This is a genomic window from Streptomyces pseudoechinosporeus (assembly GCF_054783935.1).
In genome coordinates, this window is record NZ_BAAGPS010000005.1 from 471939 (window position 1) to 491696 (window position 19758).

A 19758-nucleotide genomic window follows, 5' to 3' on the forward strand; every position below is an offset into this window, starting at 1 on the left:
CATCTGGCCCATGGAGAGGACCGGGCCCCGGTGCCGGGGGCCGACGTCCCTGCCGGTATCCAGCACCGGGGCTACCTGCGGCTTCCCCCGAGGACATCTTGCCTGCGGGAGACCCGCCCCCGCATTGCCGGATCCCGGCAGCATTCACCCGGGCCTCCATGCCGGTCTCCGCTAAGAAAGCGTCACCGGCGCATCAAGATGCGGGGCACTCCAGGAAACGAACGTCGTCCTCCTGATGCACCAGGGGGGATGGCCCGGAAACCGGCAACCAAACCGTGCTCGTCGCTGCCCGGTCACCCCCCTGACCCGGCACCGTCGGACGGCCATCCTTGGTGCATGGCCCGCTTTCAGCACACGGTGATACTCACCCCCGTACCCCGCCGCTGGTTCGAGTCATGCGTCGTCATGCTCCACGACCTCGCGGAAAGCCTCGAAGATGACGGGGCGCGGCTGCGGCTGCCCGACGGACGTCCGCTGCCGGAACTGCTCCTGACCGAGGGACGCCATCTGCAACCAGGCGCCCGTTACCGCCACGAGAGCGACGACGCGGACGGGGAGCCGGATCCCGACGCGGCGCTCACGGTCCTGGCCTGGGACCGGCGGCGGGAGACGGCCCTGGAGATCGTCACCCTCGACGACGACCCCCACAACCCCACACACGCGGCCTGCGCGCTCAGGCTCACCAGCGCCGAACGGCCACGGGAGGCGAAGCTCTCGGGGAAGGTGCGGGCAAGCGGCGGCAGATGGACGAAGTACACCAGCGGCAGCGGACGCCTCCACCTCGACCTCGGCAAGTGGTGGCCCTCTGCGGCAGGCTCTGGCCGCCCTACGGCCACACCACTGACCGGCACCCTCAGCCACGCACTCATTCACGCGACGGTGAAGGTCGTACCGCTCCCGACCGACGACGGGCGCTGGCTCCTCACGGTCAAGGTACGAGTCAGGGGCCGATCCTTCGCCCGTCCGCTGCTCCCGCTCACCATGGCCGTCATCGGACGGCGAGTACGCGGGACCTTCGCCGAGGCGCTGGACGAGGCGGCGGAGGAGTGGAACCGACAGGTACCCGTGCTGGTCCGCAAGGACATGGAGCGAGTGCGCCTGGAACTCGTCGAGTCGCTGTTCAAGGCCGCTGAGGAACACAAGGCGGAGGCAGCGGCCTCCTCGGTCAGGACGGAGGAATCTCGATGACCCGGGTACTCGTGGTCGAGGACGATCCGCGGATCGTCCGGGCCCTGGCGCTCAATTTGAAGGCACGGATGTACGAGGTCGGCACCGCCTCCGACGGTGCCACGGCCCTGAGGTCGGCCGCCGCCCACCCGCCGGATGTGGTGCTGCTCGACCTCGGGCTGCCGGACATGGACGGCATCGACCTCATCAGAGCCCTGCGCGGCCGGGCCCGGGTGCCGATCCTGGTGGTCTCCGCCCGCCATACCTCAATAGAGAAGGTCGCGGCCCTCGATGCCGGCGCCGACGACTACGTGACCAAGCCGTTCAGCATGGACGAGCTGATGGCCCGGCTGCGTGCCGCCGTCCGCCGCACCGCGGAAGCAGGGGCCGGTGACTCGGTGACCATCGCCACGGACGATTTCACCATCGACCTGCTCGCGAAGAAGATCCGCCGCGGCGAGGAGGACGTACGCCTGACCCCGACACAGTGGCAGTTGCTGGAGGTGCTGATCCGCCACCCGGGGCGGCTGGTCAGCCACAAGCAACTGCTCCAGGAGGTATGGGGCCCGCCGTACGAGACGCAGACGAACTACCTGCGGGTCTATATGGCGCAGCTACGGCGCAAACTGGAGACAGACCCCTCACATCCACGGCATCTCGTCACTGAGCCGGGCATGGGATACCGCTTCGAGAAGTAATCCCCTTCCCGTCCCGTCCGGTGCCGGCCCGGCGACCGGCAGAAAGATCGGAACCCCTGCACCATGGCACGCGGCAAACTTCGGATTTACCTGGGCGCGGCGCCGGGCGTCGGCAAAACCTACGCGATGCTGTCGGAGGCGCACCGGCGCGTGGAGCGCGGCACCGACTGCGTGGTGGCCTTCGTGGAGCACCACGACCGGCCGCGCACCGAGGTGATGCTGCACGGCCTGGAGCAGATCCCGCGCCGGGAGCTGGACTACCGGGACACCGTGTTCACCGAGATGGACGTGGACGCCGTACTGAAGCGTCGGCCGGCCGTCGCCCTGGTGGACGAGCTGGCGCACACCAATGTGCCCGGCTCACGAAACCCCAAGCGGTGTCAGGACGTAGGGGAACTGCTGGACGCCGGGATCGACGTCATAACGACCGTCAACATGAGGACCAAGCGGAACTGTTGGCGGGCATCGAGGAAGGCACCGACCGGCTCGACCACCTGGTGGGCAACCTGCTGGACATGTCCCGGCTGCAGACCGGCACCGTCACGCCGCTGATCCGCGATGTGGACCTGGACGAAGTGGTGCCGATGGCGCTCGGCGGCGTTCCCGAAGGCTCCGTCGAACTGGACGTTCCCGAAACCCTGCCGATGGTCACGGCCGACCCCGGACTGCTGGAGCGGGCCGTCGCCAATGTCGTGGAGAACGCCGTGAAGTACGGCCCGGAGAACGAAGTGGTGCTGGTCTCCGCCAGCACGCTCGGCGACCGGGTCGAACTGCGGGTCGTCGACCGCAGCCCCGGCGTGCCGGACGAAGCCAAGGAGAGGATCTTCGAGCCGTTCCAGCGGTACGGGGATGCCCCGCGCGGTGCCGGAGTCGGCCTCGGCCTCGCCGTCGCCCGCGGCTTCGCCGAGGCCATGGGCGGCACCCTTACCGCCGAGGACACCCCAGGCGGCGGCATGACCATGGTCCTCACCCTCAAGACCGCCCCCGGCCGCCCGCCCGTACCCCCGGACCTGCCCGCCCACATCACCTCGTGACAGCTGATCGGACTGGTCATGTGCGCGCTGGCTCCCGGCCTGTCCGCCCACGGCCGTTGGAGGCGGGATCGCCGGTCCGGCGATGTCATCGCCACGGCCCCTGCCCAGAAGGAGGAATCAGCTGAGTTCGGCGAAGGACTCCACATCGCGGATCTTGCCGGTGACGACGATGACATCACCCTTCTCTATGACCGTCTCGGCGGTGGCATAGGTGAAGCCCTCGCCCGGCCGCTTGATGCCGACGACCGTCACCCCGTACTTGCTGCGCACCTGGCTCTCGCCGAGCGGCATGCCGGTGGAGACGGCCGGGGCGATGGTCTTCACCAGGGCGTAGTCGTCGTCGAACTCGATGAAGTCGAGCATCCGGCCGGTCACCAGGTGGGCGACGCGCTCGCCCATGTCGTGCTCGGGCAGGACGACGTGGTGCACGCCGAGGCGCTCGAGGATCTGGCCGTGCTGGCGGCTGATGGCCTTGGCCCAGATGTTGGGCACCTGCGCCTCCAGCAGGTTGGAGGCGATCAGGATGCTGGCCTCGATGTCGGTGCCGATGCCGACCACGGCGCTGCTGAACTCGTGCACGCCGAGCTGGCGCAGCGTCTCGGGGTCGGTGCAGTCGGCGACCGCCGCATGGGTGAGATCGTCGCTGATCCGCTGGACGAGGTGCGGGTCGGTGTCGACGCCGAGAACGTCCCAATGTGGCTGGACATGAAGACGGACTGGCCGTTCCCGGCGGCCTCGGCGACCAGGTCGAGGAAGGTCTGCTGGGCCAGCGGGTCGAGTCCGGAGGTGGGCTCGTCCAGGATCAGCAGTTCCGGGGTGTGCATGAACGCCTGGACCAGGCCGACCTTCTGCCGGTTGCCCTTGGACAGCTTCTTGATCCTGGCGGTCTGGTCCAGGCCGAGCCGGTCGGCGAGCGCGTCGATGCGCTCCTGGGGCACGCCGCCGCGCAGGGCGGCGAGGAAGCGCAGGTAGCCGCGGACGTTCTGCCGTCCGTCGCAGACGAAGTCCCCGGCCAGGTAGCCGACCCGGGAGCGCAGGGCGACGCCGTCGCGGCGCGGATCGAGGCCGAGGACGGCGGCCCGGCCGGAGGTGGGCCGGATCAGGTCGAGGAGCAGCCGGATGGTGGTGGACTTCCCGGCGCCGTTGGGGCCGAGGAAGCCGAAGACCTCGCCGGCGCGGACGTCCAGGGTCAGGCCGGTGAGGCCCCGGCGGGTGCCGTACGTCTTGGTGAGCTCGCGGAGCTCGATCGCGTTCTCCATGACTCGGAAAGTATCGAACTTTCAGAGATCTATAAATACATTGAGAGTTCCGAAGGTTGGGAGCTCTCGGTATGCTGCGAGGCATGGGAAGCGACAAGGACACCGACGCGAACGCGGACACGCGCGCCCGCCTGCGTGAGGCGGCGGAGAAGCTGGCGCTCACGCTGGCCGAGGGCGGCATGCAGAGGACCACCGCCCGGGTGATGACGGCCCTGCTCTTCAGCCAGAGCGAGACGATGACCGCCACCGACCTGTGCGAGGAACTACGGATCAGCTCCGGCGCCGTCTCCGGCGCCGTCAAGCAGCTCATCCCCGTCGGCATCATCGAGCGCGTCCCGGCCCCGGGCAGCCGCCGCGACCACTACCGCTTCCGCAAGCACGCCTGGGCCACCCTCATGAGCAACCAGAACGCCATGCTCGCCGTCATGGGCGACGCCGCCGCCGAGGGCATCAAGGCCGCCGGCCAGGACAGCGTGACCGGACGGCGCCTGCACGAGATGCAGGACTTCTACGCCTTCATGCAGCGCGAGATGACGGCCCTGATCGACCAGTGGCGCGAGCAGTACGACGCCACCGAGCGCTGAGGCGAGAGCCGGGCCTCGTTGCCGCGTTCCGGCAACGCTGAGCTACTCTCCCCGTGCCCGGACGCCGCTAAGAACGCGTCAGGGGCACATGTGCAGAGGGGACGGAGTGACCGAGCCGGAGCCGGCGCAGCGCTGTCTGCGCGGGTACCCAGGTGGAGCCCGAGCGATCAGTGGTTGCGTTCCCCACGGCAGGACCCCCGCTCAACGATCAAGAGCTCGATGCCTCTCCGCCAACCATGCACGAGCTCATGAGGCGGAACGGGTGCGTGATTCGGCACGGTCGGAGTCGACCTCGGTCAGCGAACCGTTGCGCACGTCGTAGACGAACCCGCGGACTTGATCGCTGTGCAGGAGGAATGGGGTGTGCCGCACCCTGGCCACCGAGGTTCGCACGCTGGCCTCGACGTCCCGGAAGGTCTCCACCGACCAGGTTGGCCGGAGCCCGGTGTCGTTTTCCAGTTCGTCCTTGAACTCATCTTCGGTGAAGGTCGCCAGGCCGCACTGGGTGTGCTGCATGACGATGACCTCGCGGGTGCGCAGCTTGCGCTGGCTGATGGAGAGCGAGCGAATGATGTCGTCGGTCACAACACCGCCGGCATTACGCAGGATGTGCGCTTCGCCGTGCTTCAGCCCGAAGACGTCGAACACCTTGATGCGGGCGTCCATGCAGGTGACGATCGTCAGGTGCAGGCTCGGCACCGGCGTTTTGATGGTCGGCGTGCCCCGCAGCGGCGAGTCGGCGTTACGCCGCAGCAGTTCGTCAATCGCGGTCATGGCCCTCTTCCGGCGGTCGATGGTCACGGCCGCTTCCTCGCGGCACTCCGTACTCCCTGGGGTTGCGTCCCTGACCCTGATGAAAACCCGCTGGAGGTCCCGTCGGCAAGGGTGTAGGTGGTCGTCACGACGCCGAGGCTGCTGCCCGGGGCCGGGAGCGCGCCTGCCTGTTCCCGACGTACTCCCAGGTCACGGCGGTGGCGGAGATGGCCGTGAGCGACCTCCCACCCGAGAATCGAAGTTCACGCGGCAGTCCGGAAGCGCATGAGCCTGCCCGCGCCCCCGACTCACCACGCGAGCTCGACCGCGTCGCAGTTGCGCCCCGCGGCATGTCCTCAGTGGCAGCCGATCGCGCGGCGAAGGTCCTCAGAGGACCGCAGCAACAAGGAACTGATCGGCCAGGGACTCGGCAACGCCGCCAGTGGACTGTTCGGCGGCCTGGCCAGCGCCGGCGCGACTGTCAGGTCCGTGGTCAACATCAGGAGCGGCGGCCGCACCGCGCTGTCGGCGGCCACGCACAGCGTCATCCTCCTCGCTCTCGTGGTCGGCCTCGGGGCCGTCGTCCAGTACATTCCCCTCGCCGTACTGTCGGGGATCCTGATCCTGACCGCGGTCGGCATGTTCGACTGGGAGGGCCTGCGCAAGGCGCATGTCTCTCCGAGGGGTGACATCGTCGTGATGTTCGCGACCATGATCGTCACCGTTCTCGTGGACCTGACCGTGGCGGTCGCCGTCGGCGTCGCCCTGGCCCTCGTCGTGCACGTCATGAAGTCGCGCCGGCGGAAAGCGTCGGTCGTGCACGACGGCGCCGACGCCTACCGCATCGAGGGGCCGCTGTCATTGTCTGTGAAAGCGGTGTTGGCCGACGCCACGCCTCAACAACGACCAGCGCACGGGGGCGCCGAAGATTGCCCACACCCACGGCGGTGATCGCCTGCGCGCCGACCCGGGTCAGCAGCGTGGCGAAGTCCGTGACCGGCGCGGGAGCGGTGGGTGTTGACGTGTGCCTCGGTGAGGCGACTCGTCACCGGTAGCGAAGCAAGAGCATGGCGGCGTCGTCCTGCAAGGGGCCGCTGACGTGCTGGAGAAGATCCTGCCGCAGGGTTTCCAACGCGGCTTCCGGATCGCGTTCCTTGAGCAGGTGGGCGCGTTCAGCGAGGGGGTAGAACCGGCCGCCGGTATCCCGTGCCTCGGTGATCCCGTCGGTGTACAGCAGCAGTTGGTCGCCCTGAAGGAAGTCGGTGCGGAACGGCTCCGGTTCGGCCACACCGTGGGCGGCGAGGCCGAGCGGCAGCGCGTACGCAAGTGGCTCGGGAAGCAGCACGGCACCGGCGGCCCGGACGAGCAGGGGTGGGGGATGGCCGAAGTTGAGGAAGGTGACCTCGTCGGCCCTCACCTCGGCGAGGATCGCGGTCACGAACTTCTCGCCCTCCAGTTGCCGGTTGACGGCCCGCTCCAGCCTGCGTCCCACCTCGGACAGGTCTGCCTCGTCCGGGGCGGCTTCCCGGAAGGCCCCCAGGACTACGGCCGCAGTCTCCACCGCTTCCAGCCCCTTGCCCTGCACGTCGCCCACGATCACCCGCACGCCGTGGGGCGAGGCGACCACCTCGTACAGATCTCCGCCGATGCGTGCCTCAGCCACAGCGGACATGTACGACACCGCTGCCCGCAGATGCCCCGCCAGGCGCGGCACCGGCTTGAGCAGCACCCGCTGCGCCGCCTCAGCGATCGACCGCACATTGGCCAACTCCGCCTCCCGGCGCTCACGCATGGACACGGCCACGAGTCCCGCCGCAGTGACGCCGACGACCGAGGCGATACTCACATAGCCGCGCACGCGGTCGAACAGATCGTCGTACAAGCCCAGTCCGGCAGTGAGCACCAGCGCGATCACACCGATGCACACGGTGCGCCGCCAGCCGCCGACGAGTGGAGCGAAGGCCGGTCCCAACGACACCAGCGGCAGCAGCCCCACCGCCGGTCCGATGGCGACGTCGACCACAGCCACCGCCGCCATCATGACGAACGGCAAGGCGGACAGCACAACGAGCCGACCGTTCTCTTCTTTCACGTCCCCTCCAACACGGGCGGCTGCTCCCTGTAGCTGAGGGGCGGGACAGGTCGCTCCCCGTCTCACGCTCCGTCAAGCAAGATCCATCGTCGCAGACGACCAGGAGCGTGCTCCCGGTTACGTCGCGACTGACGCAACACCGTTGTAGTGCACGCCCGGCGTGCGGCATCGGACGTCAACCGGTCAAGCGGTGCACCAACTGCCCGAACCGCCCCCTTAGACGGGAGCACAACGGGCCACCGGCCGGGAAGTCCGTGCACGTCTCCCGAGCCATCGCCGTGAAGAAGGCCCGGCCCTGCCGGGACTGCAGTGTGGTGCTCCACCGGTGGCCGGGGTGGATCGGCGCAGGTTCTGTAAGCCGGGGCACGCTACAGCAGCGCCAGCAACAGCACGGTTCCCAGCAGGAAGACGGCCCACCAGACCATCAGGTGGGTCGGCCACGGCGTCGCCAGCTTTGCCTCCGGACGCAACGGGCGGGTGGTCGCGCTCCACAGGTTCCCGCCACGGTGGCGCAGAGGTGGGCCCAGGGTGCGGCGCAGCCGGAGGATGGCGCGGGAGAGCGCGTGCCAGCTGCGCGGCAGCACCCGACGGTAGACCACGTCGGCGTCGAGGTTGACCGAGCGGAGCTCCGGTGGGTACAGGCCGGTGCGGACCAGCAGCGTGAAGGCCATCGAGGCGAGCAGGAGCAGTTGCAGCTGGTTGATCACGTGTGGGGCCGTGTAGGGCACGTAGTCCACTGGGGTGGGAGCAGCTCGTACAGCAGGTTCGGCGCCACCCCGATGCCTACGCAGATCAGCGCGGCCAGCGTCATGGCCACGCGCATGTTGAGCGGGACCTCGGCCACTCGGTGGCCCCGGTCGTGGGCGAAGAAGGCGACGCGACCCCCAGGGGAAGCAGGCCGACAGCCGCCACGGCAAGCGCGACGAAGGGCGACGTGACGAGCGCTCCGGCGAAGACGGTCCAGCGGTGCGCCCGTCGCCGGACCCGCGCGGGAGAGGTGAACAGGTGCACGTACTCCGCTCTCACCCGGCTCTTCAGCACCCTGGGTCCTCGCCTTTCTGATATGGGTCAGCCGAATTGCCGCGGCTGCGCCCCGGACGGGCCCGTCCACGGCTGGGTCCGCCGTCCGAACCAGTCGGTCAGGGCCGCGCCGCCCTGCAGTCCCAAGCTCAGGAACACCAGGTGGGGTGCGGTCAGGGAGAGCAGGATGTCGGCTGCCTCACCGGGCATGCCCGCCAGTTCGGCCACCGCCGGCACCAAGCCGCCCACGTACAGCACGAGCGCGGAGACCCCCTGCACTCGGATCCGCGCCGGGGACCACTGCGTGCGGGCCCTCTTAGGTGCCCAGCCACGGAGCATGGCGACGCCGAGAGGCAGCAGTACCACCGTGAACAGGCCGATCCAGCACCACAGGAAAACCGCCATGTCCCGCTCCTTCGCGTTTCCTCGGTGCGAAGTCTGCCCCCGGGTACGGCCCGCCGTCACTGCCGGGTTCCGGAAGCCTTCGCGCGGCCGGACCGCACGGGTGCCACAGCCCGCCACCGGGCCCACTCACCTGGTCCGTCGCGGACCGGGCCCGGTGTGACGGGCCCCGTCCCTGTTCGGTGGCGAGAACGGCGAGAACAGGGACAGAGCGGCGAAGAGAAGACACGACGAGCGTGCCGAGCCAGGCCGGAAGGCCGGACGGGGCCGCGGCCGTTCACGATTTCGGCCCCATGACTGAGCAGTTCCCCCAGGCCGCGGCCAGGGCCTCGGGAATCTGTGGAACACCTCCGCAGCCGTGCGGCCCACGGGGGAAGGCGTCACTGGCCATGTAGCTCCAGCTGTCCGCGGACGTGCCGCGGAAGTACTTGGTGACGCTGCCCTCGTCCTGCATGCCCACGAGTTCCTCGTACGTGGCACCGGAGGTGGACTCGAACCGGGTGGCGGCGTAGCGGACGCCGCCGCACTGGCCGTAGAAGAACTGCCGCGGCACCGGCCGAATGTGGGCGAAGCGGGGAAAACTGCGCCGGTATGCCGCCGTCACCGCGGACTTCACGGCGTCGGTGGCCGTCAGGTTGTGGCAGCCGGAGCGGTCCGCGGAGGTAGTGGTTCCGGTGGGAGTGGGGGATGTCGTGGCCCCGGCCGGGGCGGCAGAGGTGCGCGACGGCGTGGGCGTGGTGGTGCGGGCGGGGACGTGCGAAGGAGTGCCTGCCGACACAGAGGCATTCACGGAAGGCGACGAGGAGGGGGCGCCCGAGCCGGCGTGCGAACCTGACGCATCCTCACACCCTGTCAGCAGCAGGATCCCGCCCATCACCGCCATCACCGGCATACGTCTGAGATCGAGCATGGTGAGTCCTCTCCTCGGCGACTGAAGCCCCTGCCACGACCTGCGTGACAGAGAGCGCGACCGCTTGGCGTCCGGCCGCTGCCCCGTCCTGGACACACGGGGCGGCTCTGGGGTTGCGGGAGGGAGGGGCGTACGACGGTCTCAGTTCCGTATACGCGTACCGATACGCGCGCCGGTTCACCGACCCCGCTCGTGGATCCGCGCCCCGGCGGTCATGTATGCCCCGTTCCGAGGCCATGTGCCCGGGTGAGCGCCGCCGCTTCCCAAGCTGCGAGCGCGAGTTCGATTCTCGTCACCCGCTCTTTTCGAAGCCCCAGGTCAGCAGCCTGGGGCTTCTGTCTTGCCGCTGCCTCTGCGGCGCTCTCGCCACCGCTTTGCACGCTCCGCCACACAGCTCCGCCCAACGCCTTGGGGGCGACTACGCAGCCGCGCTGCCCTGATCCCCGCTAAGCGCTCCGCTGGAAGAACGGTGATGCTGTATCGACGTGCGGCTCCGCCGCGGGCGCGGGCCGGTGGGGGCTGGTCGCTCCCCCACTCTCGGCTTCGCTCGAGCGGGGGGACCCCCATCGCGGCGGAGCCGCACATTGATACAGCCCCGCGCCCCTTACGGGGCGCGGTACCGCACCGGACTTAACCAAGGCCGCTCAGCGGGCATACGCACCGTGTGGTCACCGAAGTCTGCGACCAGGTCCAGCCGACCACCGAGCGCCTCGACATAGCGCGCGACGACATCGAGAGTGGCGACCTCGCCGTGCTCAATCTCGATCACACCGGGCCAACGCGCAGGAAACTCAACCGTTCCGGCTCAGTAATTCCCACACCTCGAATCATAGTGATATACATCACGCCAGAATTTTACCCAATGAGATGGATTGACCAATTACCGCTGGTAACAGCTCCGTTCTTTTGAATCCCAATCGGACATTTTCTACTGCAGGTAATAATTCAGCTGATTTTCTCGATCGGTGAATTTGACGACCGCGGCTGCGGGAGAGCCTCTTCGGCCTGGTCACCGGTGTGTGCGGGTGGCGGAGATTGTGTGCCGACGGCTGGATCCGTACGTCCTCATGGCCCGGGCGAACTCATCGGCACCGCCCAGCAGCAGTACGGGTGTTCGTTGCCCGGTGGGCTCGCCGATCCCCATAATGACCGGGCTCGCCAGGGCAAGGCTGGCTGGATGCCGCAGACGTCGGGGCATCGGGCGAAGTCTGCGCGTGGGTTGTGGTGTGCGGTGCGACGGATCGGGATGCGTGAAGTCGCTGTGTGCACCCACTCTCACGAAAAGGGAAAGGCGCTACTTTCCTGCCCAATGTCGGACCACTGAGTGAGGTCACGTATGAACAAGCATCGCCAGAAAAGGAAGCGCCGGAAGATATCCCGTACCGCAGTCATTGTGGTGGCTGTGGGCGCCGTGGGTATTCCTTCGGTCGCGCTGGCGAGCGGCAGCGGGCTGGGAGGCTGGCGCAGTGTGGCGTTCTCCTGGTGGGGATCGGGCACATCGGATCCAGTAGCCGACCCGACGCCCTCGCGGACGCCCACCGCGTCCCCTACCACCTCCGCCCCGACCACCTCCGCCGCGGACACCTCTGACACTGACACTCCGTCCAAAACCCCGAGCGCGTCTCCCTCGGCGTCCAGAAAACCGACCGCTCCGCGTACCGTCAGCACGCCCGACAGGTCCGCTTCGCCTTCGAGCACTCCGAAGGCCACGCGTTCCAGCAGGACTCCCAGCGCCTCCGCCGGCAGTGCGGATTCCGGTCCCACAGATCGTGTGCTGGTTCTGGTCAACGCCGAACGCGAAAAGGCAGGCTGCGCGCCGCTGGCCGAGAACGCCAAGCTCACCAAGGCCGCTCAGGACCACAGCCAGGACATGGCCGATCACAAGAACATGTCTCACACGGGTTCCGACGGTTCGTCCATGAGCGACCGGCTCGCCCGTGTCGGGTACAGCTTCAGGTCGGCGGGCGAGAACGTCGCCGCCGGATACGGCACTCCCGAAAGCGTCATGGCCGGCTGGATGTCCAGCCCCGGCCACAAGGCCAACATCCTCAACTGTGGCTTCAAGGAGATCGGTGTGGGCCTGGCGCAGCCGGGCAACTACTGGACCCAGAACTTCGGGTCGTAGCCGGACAGCGCCCCCGGCATGGGCCGAACTGTCCTTTGCCATCGGCGGACATGGTCGGCCCTCAGATGTTGCGTATCTTCGTGCAGATGAGGTGTACGCAAGAGCCGTGAGTGAGTCACATCTCATGCGGGACGAAGGCGCCAGGAGATCGGGGTACGACGTCTCCGTGTGCAGTTGCGACAGCACCACTCAGCCGACCTGCAAGTCGAGGCACCCCGAACTCGGCAGGGGCCGTACGAACACCCCGGTCCCCCACTTCACGGCGTCGTGCCCACAGCGTGCCCGTAAGAGCGGACAGCCACGGTCAACAGCGGTGCGATACGACCCGCACCCCCACCCTAGAGGGCAGGCATCTGCGCAGGTCAGAGCCACAAAGCCCACCCAAGCGCCGTAGCTTCCCAAGCTGAGAGCGCGAGTTCGATTCTCGTCACCCGCTCCAGAGTGAAACCCCAGGTCAGCGACCTGGGGTTTGTTTGTTGTGTAGACCAATTTGGGGTGGCGTGCCCTCTGTATGCCACCTCGGCCGGCATCCCGGCATGGAGAGCGGCTGCCGTGATCGGCAGCGCCCAGATCGCGCGGCCCCGCCTGGTGCGGCGAAAGCTGGAGCAGTGGGACGAGGAGTGGGCGCGCGTCGACACCCTCTGGGGCCACACAACCGACCGACTGACTCGGCGAGAGCATCAGGTCCCGGCGGCACCACGTGCCGGCCATCCGTTGCCGGGGCCAGCGGCCCGCTTGGCCTCCTGGCCGACCTTGCCGACGGCCGCCTCACGAGCCTGACCAGTCGGCAGCTGGGTCAGCGCGTCATCGACGCGCTCATGGGCACGGACAATGCCCATGCCGGCCGGGATCCCGACCGGCGCAGCCGCCCCTGCCGTTGGTGTCCCTACCGGTGCTCGGGGTTTTCGTAGTCGCGGCGGCAGCCGGCGTCCCAGGCAGTGCGCTGGTTGCCGTAGGCGGGGATGCCACCGAGATCCTTCAACGCCCGGGCCAGGTGCAGGAGGTTCCAGGTCATGAAGGTGGTGTTGCGGTTGGTGAAGTCGTTCTCCGGGCCGCCCGAGCCGGGATCGAGGTACGAGGGGCCGGGGCCCGCCTCGCCGATCCAGCCGGCGTCCGCCTGGGGAGGGATGGTGTACCCAAGGTGCTGGAGGCTGTAGAGGACGTTCATGGCGCAGTGCTTGACGCCGTCCTCGTTGCCGGTGATCAGGCAGCCGCCGACGCGGCCGTAATAGGCGTACTGGCCCGCTTCGTTGAGCAGACTGGAGCAGGCGTAGAGGCGTTCGATCACCTGCTTCGTCACGGAGCCGTTGTCGCCCAGCCAGATGGGGCCCGCCAGTACGAGGATGTCGGCTGCCATCACCTGCTGGTAGAGGTCCGGCCAGGCGTCCGTCTCCCAGCCGTGCTCCGTCATGTCGGGCCACACACCGGTGGCGATGTCGTGGTCCACGGCCCGTACGACATCGACGTGCACTCCCTGTGCGTCCATGATGGCGGTGCTGCGGTCGATCAGTCCCTGGGTGTTGCTCGTCGCCGGCGAGCGTTTGAGGGTGCAGTTGATCACGAGGGCCCGCAGGTCGTCGTACCGGGCCGGCGGTGCATCGGTGTCGGGCGACGAAGCGGTCACACGGTCCTCCCAGAGCCCTGCCGCTGCACGGTGCGCGGCGCGGCGCGTCCACATCCGGATCCAGCGTGCGGGCCGACCGCGGCAGGCGCCACCACACGCCTCCGAATGGCCCCAGCGGTGCTTGCGGTGCGTGAGCTCAGGCATGGGCCGGTACCGCCACCGGCCAGCGGCTGATGAGTGGCCGGGGACAGGCAGGCGTGCCTACGTTCGTCTCATGGGCACCGAAGGCGCGACGAAGTCGCGGAACACGGCAGCGGTGGAAGACGTCGCTCACCTGTTGGTGCGCTGTCTGCGAGCGGAGGGCGTGGAGTACGTCTTCGGGATTCCCGGTGAGGAGAACATCCGCTTCGTCGACGCGCTGAACGGCTCAGGGATCCGGTACGTCCTGGTGCGCCACGAACAGGCTGCCTCGTTCATGGCGGAGATCTATGGGCGACTGACCGGCCGGGCCGGAGTGTGCTCGGCCACGCTGGGGCCCGGCGCCATCAATCTGCTGCTCGGTACTGCGGACGCCACGACCAACAGCGCGCCGATGGTGGCCCTGGCCGCCCAGGGCTCCCTGCGCCGCATCCACAAGGAGTCACACCAGGTCATCGACCTGGTGTCGATGTTCGCCCCCGTCACCCAGTGGGCGGCCCGCATCGAGTGTCCGGACGCGGTGCCGGAGATGACGCGCAAGGCGTTCAAGACCGCGCAGAGCGAGCGCCCCGGCGCCGTGTTCCTGGCGGTGCCGGAGGACATCGAAGCCGAGGGTCCCGCCGAGCCGCCGGCACCCCTGCAGATCGACGCGGTGCACGCCGACGCGCCGTCGCCCTCCCAGATCGCACGGGCGGTCGAGGTGCTCACCGCGGCACGGCACCCGGTCGTGCTGGCAGGCCACGGCGCCGCCAGAGCCGGGATCTCGGCCGCTCTCGTGCGGTTCGCCGAGCGGCTGAACATCCCGGTCGCGACCACGTTCCACGGCAAGGGCGTCTTCCCCGACGACCACCCGGGCGCCCTCGGCGCCGTCGGCTTCATGCGCCACGACTACGGCAACTTCGGCTTCGACACGGCCGACGTACTGGTCTGCGTGGGCTACGAGCTCCAGGAGTTCGACCCGGTCAAGATCAACCCGAACGGCGACAAGCGGATCGTGCACGTGCACCGCTTCCCCGCCGAGGTGGACGCCCGCTACCCGGTCGCAGTGGGCGTCGAAGGTGACCTGTCGCAGGCGCTGGACGCACTCGCGGCAGCACTGCCCGACGGACTCGCCTACGACTCGGGAAGCAGCGAGAAGATCCGTACGCTGCTCGACGAGGAACTCCGGTACGGACGCGACAACGACGCATTCCCCCTGGTGCCGCAGCGCGTGGTGAGCGATGTCCGCACCGCGCTGGACCGCCGCGACATCGTGCTCGCCGACACCGGCGCCGGAAAAATGTGGATGGCCCGCCTCTACCCCACCTACGAACCTGACACCTGCCTGGTCTCCAACGGCCTGTCCACCATGGGGTTCGCGCTACCGGGCGCGATCGCCGCCAAACTGGCCCGGCCGGACCGGCGCGTCCTGGCGATGATGGGCGACGGCTCGTTCCTGATGAACTCCCAGGAACTGGAGACCGCCGTCCGCGAACGCGTCCCGCTGGTCGTCCTCGTCCTGGTGGACGGGGAATACGGCCTGATCACCTGGAAGATGGAACTCGAACTCGGCCGCCACAGCCATACCCGGTTCACCAACCCGGACCTGGTCGCCTACGCCGAGAGCTTCGGCGCACGCGGCTACGCGATCGAGACCGCCGACCAACTGCTGCCCGTGCTGCACCGCACCCTCGACGACGACACGGTCTCCGTGATCGCCTGCCCCGTCGACTACTCCGAGAATCTGCGTCTGACCGACAGACTGGGCAGTCTCCACGGTCCGTTCTGACCTCGCGCCCCGACCGAGTGCGACGCGTCGCGTTGGACAGGCTCCCCTGCTGAGGGCCTTACTCCCGGCAGCAACTGCGCCGACCGATTGCGCATGCAACATCGCCCCGCGTACGCCTCACTGGGCCACCATCCGGTACACCTGGGCACCGGCGAGATGGCACCGCCGAACGGCGCGAGCGGAGGCCGCGCCCAATCCGTGCGCGTAAGACCGGACGACCACGGTCAACAGCGGTGCGACGGAGCCCCGCGACCACGCCAACGCCGACATTCGAGCAGGTCACAGACCATATACGCCTTGAAGCGCCGTCGCTTCCCAAGCTGAGAGCGCGAGTTCGATTCTCGTCACCCGCTCCAGTACGAAGGTCCAGGTCAAGACCTTGGCCTTGTTCTTGTGCGCGTTGATCAGTCGCCGCGTGCCAGCTTCGTGCCAGAACGCTTCTTCATCAGTGCGGCCTTCTCCGATGATTGCCCGCACGGACCGTCGTGCGTACCGACCCAGCGGTCAACCGGAGCGCCGATACCCCAAGGCACCGCGAGCCGTACCGCACCGCCCGACCTACCCTGGCAGTGAATGGCCGGCGTGGACGGTCAGGGGGATTTCACGGATGAGCCAGGGAGGTCCCCGAGTGAGTGCCTGTCGGGGTCGTACGGCCATCGCCGCAGCCGCACTGTCATTGGTCGTGTCTCTGGCCGCCTGCGGCAAGGGCGGGGAGTCCGCCGACTCGGGCGGGAATGCCTCCGGCAAGGGCGGCTTCACGATCGGCCTGCTGCTCCCACAGATCCAGATCGCTCGCTATGAGACGTTCGACAAGCCCCTGATCGAAAAGAAGCTCAAGGAGCTGTGCGAGGACTGCACGGTGGAGTACGCCAACGCCCGGGGGGACGTGGCCACCCAGCAACAACAGATGAACACCTTGATCACCAAGGGGATCAAGGTGTTCATCCTCAGCGCCGTGGACTTCAGATCTCTCCGCTCCTCGGTCGAGACGGCACACGACGCGGGCATCCCGGTCGTCGCCTACGACGGCCTCGTCGAGGGCCCGATCTCGGCCCACGCCTCCTTCGACAACGAACGGGTCGGCGAGCTCCAGGGCGAGGCGCTCCTCAAGGCCCTGGGCGACAAGGCGGACGGCGGCCAGATCGTCATGATGAACGGCCCTCAGACCACCCCGACCACGATTGCGTTCAAGAGGGGCGCGCTGTCCGTCCTCGAGGGCAAGGTGAAGATCGGCAAGACGTACGACACCCAGGGCTGGAGGCCGGAGGACGCCCACACCAACATGGTCCGCGCCATCGCCGCCCTGGGCGCCGACAGCATCGACGGCGTCTACGCCGCCAACGACGCCCTCGCCTCCGGCGTCATCTCCGCCCTCAGGGCCGCCGGCATCGAGCCACTGCCCCCCGTCACCGGCCAGGACGCCGACCTCGCGGCTGTGCAGCGCATCGTCAGGGGCGAGCAGTACATGAGCGTCTACAAGCCCTTCAAGCTCGAGGCCGACGCGGCCGCGGAGATGGCCGTCTCCCTGGGCCGCGGCGAAAAGCTCGACGCCATCGCCGAGACCACGGTCGACACGCCCACCACCAAGGACATCCCCGCCGTCCTGCTCAACCCCATCCCTGTGACCGTCGACAACATCAAGGACACCGTGGTCAAGGACGGCGTGTACACGACCGACCAGATCTGCACCCCGAAGTTCGAGTCCGCTTGCGAAAAGGCCGGGCTCACTCCTTAACGGCGTGGTCTTGGACTCAGTGTCCGAGGGCACGGCCGGGTCTGCAGTACAGCAGCGAGGTACTACAGCAACCACCCTGACCGCAGCCGCCGCCCACGCCGAGCCGTCGCGCACCGCGGGTCACATGCACGATCGACGCCTCGACCGGATGCGCCACCGATAGGCTTCCACACGCATACCGGAGTGTGCATCCGCAATCATGCGTGCCACCAGCCTCAGGAGCGAAGGAGTGCAGCACCTGCATGCGCCCTGCGGCTCCCCAGAAGCCCGCACCTACGTAGCCCGTGCCCAATCCGTGCCCGTAAGAGCGGACAACCACGGTCAACAGCGGTGCGATCAGACCTGCACGGCCATCCCAAGGAGAAGGCATCTGGGCAGGTCACGGACCTAGAGCATGCGCAAGCGTCATAGCTTCAAGCTGAGAGCGCGAGTTCGATTCTCGTCACCCGCTCCAGCACGAAGGCCCAGGTCAGAGACCTGGGCCTTGTTTGTTGTCCAGACCGACAGGCGGGGCGCGCACCACATCCGCACCATAAGGGCGCAGCTGGCTGCCCTTGGGCTTCTCCTTGTGGTGCGTGGGGTTGCCCTTGGTGAGGACGAGCGTGCCGTCGCCGTTCTGCGGGACAGGCGGAGCCGTCTGGGCCCGCCGCCAGTTGCGCATCCGCCCGCTTGAGCCATACCGGCCACTGGTTCGGGTCACAACCCGCCCCGCCACCTGACTCCCGGCGAGGTCCTCATGAACCCGTATCGAGGCAATCGGCACGCTCGAACGGCCCTTCACCGACCAAGCACCGTAGGGGCTTTGAGGCGATGGCGGATGCCTGATCGGCCCAGGGCGGGAGCCGAGCGGACACTGGCAGTCACGGGAACTCGACCAATCTGTAATTCTACCCGCGTCGATCCCTTGCCAGGCAGGCAAGTTGAGGCAACTATGGGGCAGCTCGTTTGAGCCGAAACAACATTCTTCTCTTCCGCCCGACAGGTGAGGCATGCCTACAAGTGCGTCCAGAATGCGACACGCGGCCGGCGACGGCTACGCGGCCGGCGGCTCCCTCAAGCAGAACGCGCTCGGCGTTCTGGGGATCCTTTTCTTCGTTCTCTCCGCGCAGGCACCGCTCACCGGTATCGCCGGGGCGGCGCCGGTCGCCATAGCCATCGGCAACGGTCCTGGTGTACCGGCCATGTACGTGGTGGCCGGAGTGGTCATCCTGCTGTTCTCGGTCGGCTACGTCGCGATGGGCCGCCACGTGGTCGACGCGGGTGCCTTCTACGCGTATGTCGGCAAGGGTCTCGGCAGCACGGCCGGCGCCGGCAGTGCGGGCGTCGCGCTGCTTGCCTACCACGCCATCCAGGCCGCGGTGTACGGGCTGTTCGGAGCCGTGATGAACGGCCTGGCGATCCAGTACCTGGAGTTGGACGTGCCCTGGTGGCTGATCGCCCTCGGCACGATGGTGATCGTGCAGGCGTTCGGTGCGGCCGGGGTCGACCTGGGCGCCAAGGTGCTCGCGGTGTTCGTCCTGGCCGAGATCAGTCTGCTGCTGGTCTTCGCCGTGGTGACGTTCCTGACGGGCGGCGGCCCCGAAGGGCTGGCCCCCGGCTCCTCCTTCTCCCTCTCGGCGGCGTTCGATGGCGCGCCCGGGGTGGCGCTGATGTTCGCGGTGGCGTCGATGTTCGGTTTCGAGGCGACGGCGATCTACGGCGAGGAGGCGCGCGACGCGCACAAGACGGTCCCCCGGGCCACGTATCTCGCGGTCGTTCTCGTCACCGCGTTCTTCGCCTTCACCTCCTGGATGCTGGTCTCGGCGCACGGACCGTCGGCCAGTGCCGCCGCTGCCGGCGAGGCTCTGGAAGGCGGGGACGGGGCGGCCTTCGTCGCCGGCCCCATGTCCGACGAACTCGGCGCGTGGGCAGGTGACGCACTGCCGATCCTGCTGGCCACCTCGCTCTTCGCCAGCATCCTGGCCTTCCACAACTCCGCCAACCGCTACCTGTTCTCCCTTGGACGGGAAGGGCTGCTGTCCCACCGGCTGACCAGGCTCAACGGCAGGCAGTCGCCGTGGCTCGCGGGCCTCGCGCAGACCGCGATCGCCGCGCTGCTGGTCTTCCCCTTCGCGCTGGCCGGCAAAGACCCCGTCCTCACCCTCTTCTCCTGGCTCAGCGGTCTCGCGGTGCTGGCGATCATGCTGCTGTACTTCCTGACCTCGGTCTCGGTCATCGTGTACTTCCGCCAGGTCGGCGACACCCGGAAGTGGAACACTGTGATCGCCCCCGCTCTGGGCGCCGCCGGTATCGCCGGAGCCATCTGGCTGATCATCGCCAACTTCACCACCCTCATCGGCGGCGACACGACCACCGCCATGTGGCTGGCCCTGGCCGTGCCCGGGGCCTTGCTGGCAGGCACCGCGATGCCCCGGCTGTCCGGTGCGTCCCGGAGGCAGTAAGGGCTCCC

19 protein-coding genes and 3 pseudogenes are annotated in these 19758 nt (G+C 68.3%); 10 read left to right on the forward strand and 12 right to left on the reverse strand.

What is annotated here, in order from left to right:
• Positions 1–336 precede the first annotated feature (336 nt).
• The 4 genes and pseudogenes from ACYVO6_RS08920 to ACYVO6_RS08935 form a co-directional block, all read left to right on the forward strand.
• Complete coding sequence (locus ACYVO6_RS08920; RefSeq protein WP_461059036.1) at positions 337–1188, forward strand: hypothetical protein; 852 nt, start codon at positions 337–339, stop codon at positions 1186–1188.
• Positions 1185–1865: a response regulator gene (locus ACYVO6_RS08925; protein WP_461059038.1), complete on the forward strand. Its 681-nt coding sequence runs from the start codon at positions 1185–1187 to the stop codon at positions 1863–1865. Before ACYVO6_RS08920 ends, ACYVO6_RS08925 begins: the two co-directional genes overlap by 4 nt.
• A 126-nt stretch (positions 1866–1991) precedes the next feature.
• On the forward strand, positions 1992–2417 hold the full coding sequence (locus ACYVO6_RS08930) for a hypothetical protein (RefSeq protein ID WP_461059349.1): 426 nt from the start codon (positions 1992–1994) through the stop codon (positions 2415–2417).
• Positions 2303–2899 (forward strand): annotated as a pseudogene (locus ACYVO6_RS08935) (sensor histidine kinase); the annotation flags it as partial. The gene ACYVO6_RS08930 and the pseudogene ACYVO6_RS08935, both read left to right, overlap by 115 nt.
• 117 nt (positions 2900–3016) lie before the next feature.
• Here the strand turns inward: ACYVO6_RS08935 and ACYVO6_RS08940 are convergent.
• Positions 3017–3547, reverse strand: coding sequence for a potassium channel family protein (locus ACYVO6_RS08940; RefSeq protein ID WP_461059351.1), 531 nt, complete (start codon positions 3545–3547; stop codon positions 3017–3019).
• A 107-nt stretch (positions 3548–3654) separates the two neighbouring features.
• A pseudogene (locus ACYVO6_RS08945) lies at positions 3655–4158 on the reverse strand (ABC transporter ATP-binding protein); the annotation flags it as partial.
• Positions 4159–4241: 83 nt separating this feature from the next.
• On the opposite strand from ACYVO6_RS08945, the gene ACYVO6_RS08950 reads away from it, so the two are divergent.
• Positions 4242–4742: a GbsR/MarR family transcriptional regulator gene (locus ACYVO6_RS08950; RefSeq protein ID WP_461059040.1), complete on the forward strand. Its 501-nt coding sequence runs from the start codon at positions 4242–4244 to the stop codon at positions 4740–4742.
• A gap of 246 nt (positions 4743–4988) precedes the next feature.
• On the opposite strand, the gene ACYVO6_RS08955 is transcribed toward ACYVO6_RS08950, so the two are convergent.
• Positions 4989–5516 carry a beta-class carbonic anhydrase gene (locus tag ACYVO6_RS08955; protein WP_461059353.1) on the reverse strand — a complete coding sequence of 176 codons (528 nt, stop codon included), beginning with the start codon at positions 5514–5516 and terminating at the stop codon, positions 4989–4991.
• A 264-nt stretch (positions 5517–5780) separates the two neighbouring features.
• On the opposite strand from ACYVO6_RS08955, the gene ACYVO6_RS08960 reads away from it, so the two are divergent.
• Positions 5781–6446, forward strand: a complete 666-nt coding sequence (locus ACYVO6_RS08960) for a SulP family inorganic anion transporter (RefSeq protein WP_461059042.1) — start codon at positions 5781–5783, stop codon at positions 6444–6446.
• A 94-nt stretch (positions 6447–6540) separates the two neighbouring features.
• Here the strand turns inward: ACYVO6_RS08960 and ACYVO6_RS08965 are convergent, their stop codons facing one another.
• The 5 genes and pseudogenes from ACYVO6_RS08965 to ACYVO6_RS08985 all read right to left on the reverse strand — a co-directional run.
• Positions 6541–7536, reverse strand: a complete 996-nt coding sequence (locus ACYVO6_RS08965; protein WP_461059355.1) for a PP2C family protein-serine/threonine phosphatase — start codon at positions 7534–7536, stop codon at positions 6541–6543.
• Between the two features lie 419 nt (positions 7537–7955).
• Positions 7956–8294: a hypothetical protein gene (locus ACYVO6_RS08970; protein ID WP_461059044.1), complete on the reverse strand. Its 339-nt coding sequence runs from the start codon at positions 8292–8294 to the stop codon at positions 7956–7958.
• 361 nt (positions 8295–8655) lie between these two features.
• A complete protein-coding gene (locus ACYVO6_RS08975; protein WP_461059046.1) occupies positions 8656–9012 on the reverse strand; it encodes a hypothetical protein in 357 nt (118 codons plus the stop codon).
• Positions 9013–9286: 274 nt separating this feature from the next.
• The gene (locus tag ACYVO6_RS08980) at positions 9287–9919 is read right to left on the reverse strand and encodes a hypothetical protein (protein WP_461059048.1); all 633 of its coding nucleotides are present in this window, start codon (positions 9917–9919) and stop codon (positions 9287–9289) included.
• 604 nt (positions 9920–10523) lie between these two features.
• Positions 10524–10688, reverse strand: a pseudogene (locus ACYVO6_RS08985) (hypothetical protein); the annotation flags it as partial.
• 1002 nt (positions 10689–11690) lie between these two features.
• Here ACYVO6_RS08985 and ACYVO6_RS08990 point away from each other — a divergent pair.
• On the forward strand, positions 11691–12044 hold the full coding sequence (locus ACYVO6_RS08990) for a CAP domain-containing protein (RefSeq protein ID WP_461059050.1): 354 nt from the start codon (positions 11691–11693) through the stop codon (positions 12042–12044).
• A 680-nt stretch (positions 12045–12724) separates the two neighbouring features.
• On the opposite strand, the gene ACYVO6_RS08995 is transcribed toward ACYVO6_RS08990, so the two are convergent.
• Both ACYVO6_RS08995 and ACYVO6_RS09000 read right to left on the reverse strand, forming a co-directional pair.
• Positions 12725–12883, reverse strand: coding sequence for a hypothetical protein (locus ACYVO6_RS08995; RefSeq protein WP_461059052.1), 159 nt, complete (start codon positions 12881–12883; stop codon positions 12725–12727).
• 47 nt (positions 12884–12930) lie between these two features.
• Complete coding sequence (locus ACYVO6_RS09000) at positions 12931–13668, reverse strand: flavodoxin family protein (protein WP_461059054.1); 738 nt, start codon at positions 13666–13668, stop codon at positions 12931–12933.
• A 214-nt stretch (positions 13669–13882) separates the two neighbouring features.
• Between ACYVO6_RS09000 and ACYVO6_RS09005 the strand changes: the two genes are divergently transcribed.
• Positions 13883–15574, forward strand: coding sequence for an acetolactate synthase large subunit (locus ACYVO6_RS09005; RefSeq protein ID WP_461059056.1), 1692 nt, complete (start codon positions 13883–13885; stop codon positions 15572–15574).
• A gap of 279 nt (positions 15575–15853) precedes the next feature.
• Here ACYVO6_RS09005 and ACYVO6_RS09010 read toward each other — a convergent pair whose 3' ends face one another.
• Positions 15854–16051: a hypothetical protein gene (locus ACYVO6_RS09010; RefSeq protein ID WP_461059058.1), complete on the reverse strand. Its 198-nt coding sequence runs from the start codon at positions 16049–16051 to the stop codon at positions 15854–15856.
• A 130-nt stretch (positions 16052–16181) separates the two neighbouring features.
• Between ACYVO6_RS09010 and ACYVO6_RS09015 the strand changes: the two genes are divergently transcribed.
• Positions 16182–17309: a sugar ABC transporter substrate-binding protein gene (locus ACYVO6_RS09015; protein ID WP_461059060.1), complete on the forward strand. Its 1128-nt coding sequence runs from the start codon at positions 16182–16184 to the stop codon at positions 17307–17309.
• Positions 17310–17778: 469 nt separating this feature from the next.
• Here the strand turns inward: ACYVO6_RS09015 and ACYVO6_RS09020 are convergent, their stop codons facing one another.
• Entirely contained in the window at positions 17779–18009 is a 231-nt protein-coding gene (locus ACYVO6_RS09020; protein ID WP_461059062.1) for a hypothetical protein, read from the reverse strand.
• A 310-nt stretch (positions 18010–18319) separates the two neighbouring features.
• Between ACYVO6_RS09020 and ACYVO6_RS09025 the strand changes: the two genes are divergently transcribed.
• Entirely contained in the window at positions 18320–19750 is a 1431-nt protein-coding gene (locus ACYVO6_RS09025; protein ID WP_461059064.1) for an APC family permease, read from the forward strand.
• The last annotated feature ends 8 nt before the right edge of the window (positions 19751–19758 follow it).

Bases quoted from the DNA above. Each gene is read 5' to 3' on its own strand.
- ACYVO6_RS08930 (WP_461059349.1), top strand. From the start codon at position 1,992: ATGCTGTCGGAGGCGCACCGGCGCGTGGAGCGCGGCACCGACTGCGTG.
- ACYVO6_RS08995 (WP_461059052.1), bottom strand. From the start codon at position 12,883: ATGGGCATTGTCCGTGCCCATGAGCGCGTCGATGACGCGCTGACCCAG.
- ACYVO6_RS08965 (WP_461059355.1), bottom strand. From the start codon at position 7,536: ATGATGGCGGCGGTGGCTGTGGTCGACGTCGCCATCGGACCGGCGGTG.
- ACYVO6_RS08975 (WP_461059046.1), bottom strand. From the start codon at position 9,012: ATGGCGGTTTTCCTGTGGTGCTGGATCGGCCTGTTCACGGTGGTACTG.
- ACYVO6_RS08925 (WP_461059038.1), top strand. From the start codon at position 1,185: ATGACCCGGGTACTCGTGGTCGAGGACGATCCGCGGATCGTCCGGGCC.
- ACYVO6_RS08920 (WP_461059036.1), top strand. From the start codon at position 337: ATGGCCCGCTTTCAGCACACGGTGATACTCACCCCCGTACCCCGCCGC.
- ACYVO6_RS08950 (WP_461059040.1), top strand. From the start codon at position 4,242: ATGGGAAGCGACAAGGACACCGACGCGAACGCGGACACGCGCGCCCGC.
- ACYVO6_RS09025 (WP_461059064.1), top strand. From the start codon at position 18,320: ATGCGACACGCGGCCGGCGACGGCTACGCGGCCGGCGGCTCCCTCAAG.
- ACYVO6_RS08955 (WP_461059353.1), bottom strand. From the start codon at position 5,516: ATGACCGCGATTGACGAACTGCTGCGGCGTAACGCCGACTCGCCGCTG.
- ACYVO6_RS08980 (WP_461059048.1), bottom strand. From the start codon at position 9,919: ATGCTCGATCTCAGACGTATGCCGGTGATGGCGGTGATGGGCGGGATC.
- ACYVO6_RS09005 (WP_461059056.1), top strand. From the start codon at position 13,883: ATGGGCACCGAAGGCGCGACGAAGTCGCGGAACACGGCAGCGGTGGAA.
- ACYVO6_RS09015 (WP_461059060.1), top strand. From the start codon at position 16,182: ATGAGCCAGGGAGGTCCCCGAGTGAGTGCCTGTCGGGGTCGTACGGCC.
- ACYVO6_RS08960 (WP_461059042.1), top strand. From the start codon at position 5,781: ATGAGCCTGCCCGCGCCCCCGACTCACCACGCGAGCTCGACCGCGTCG.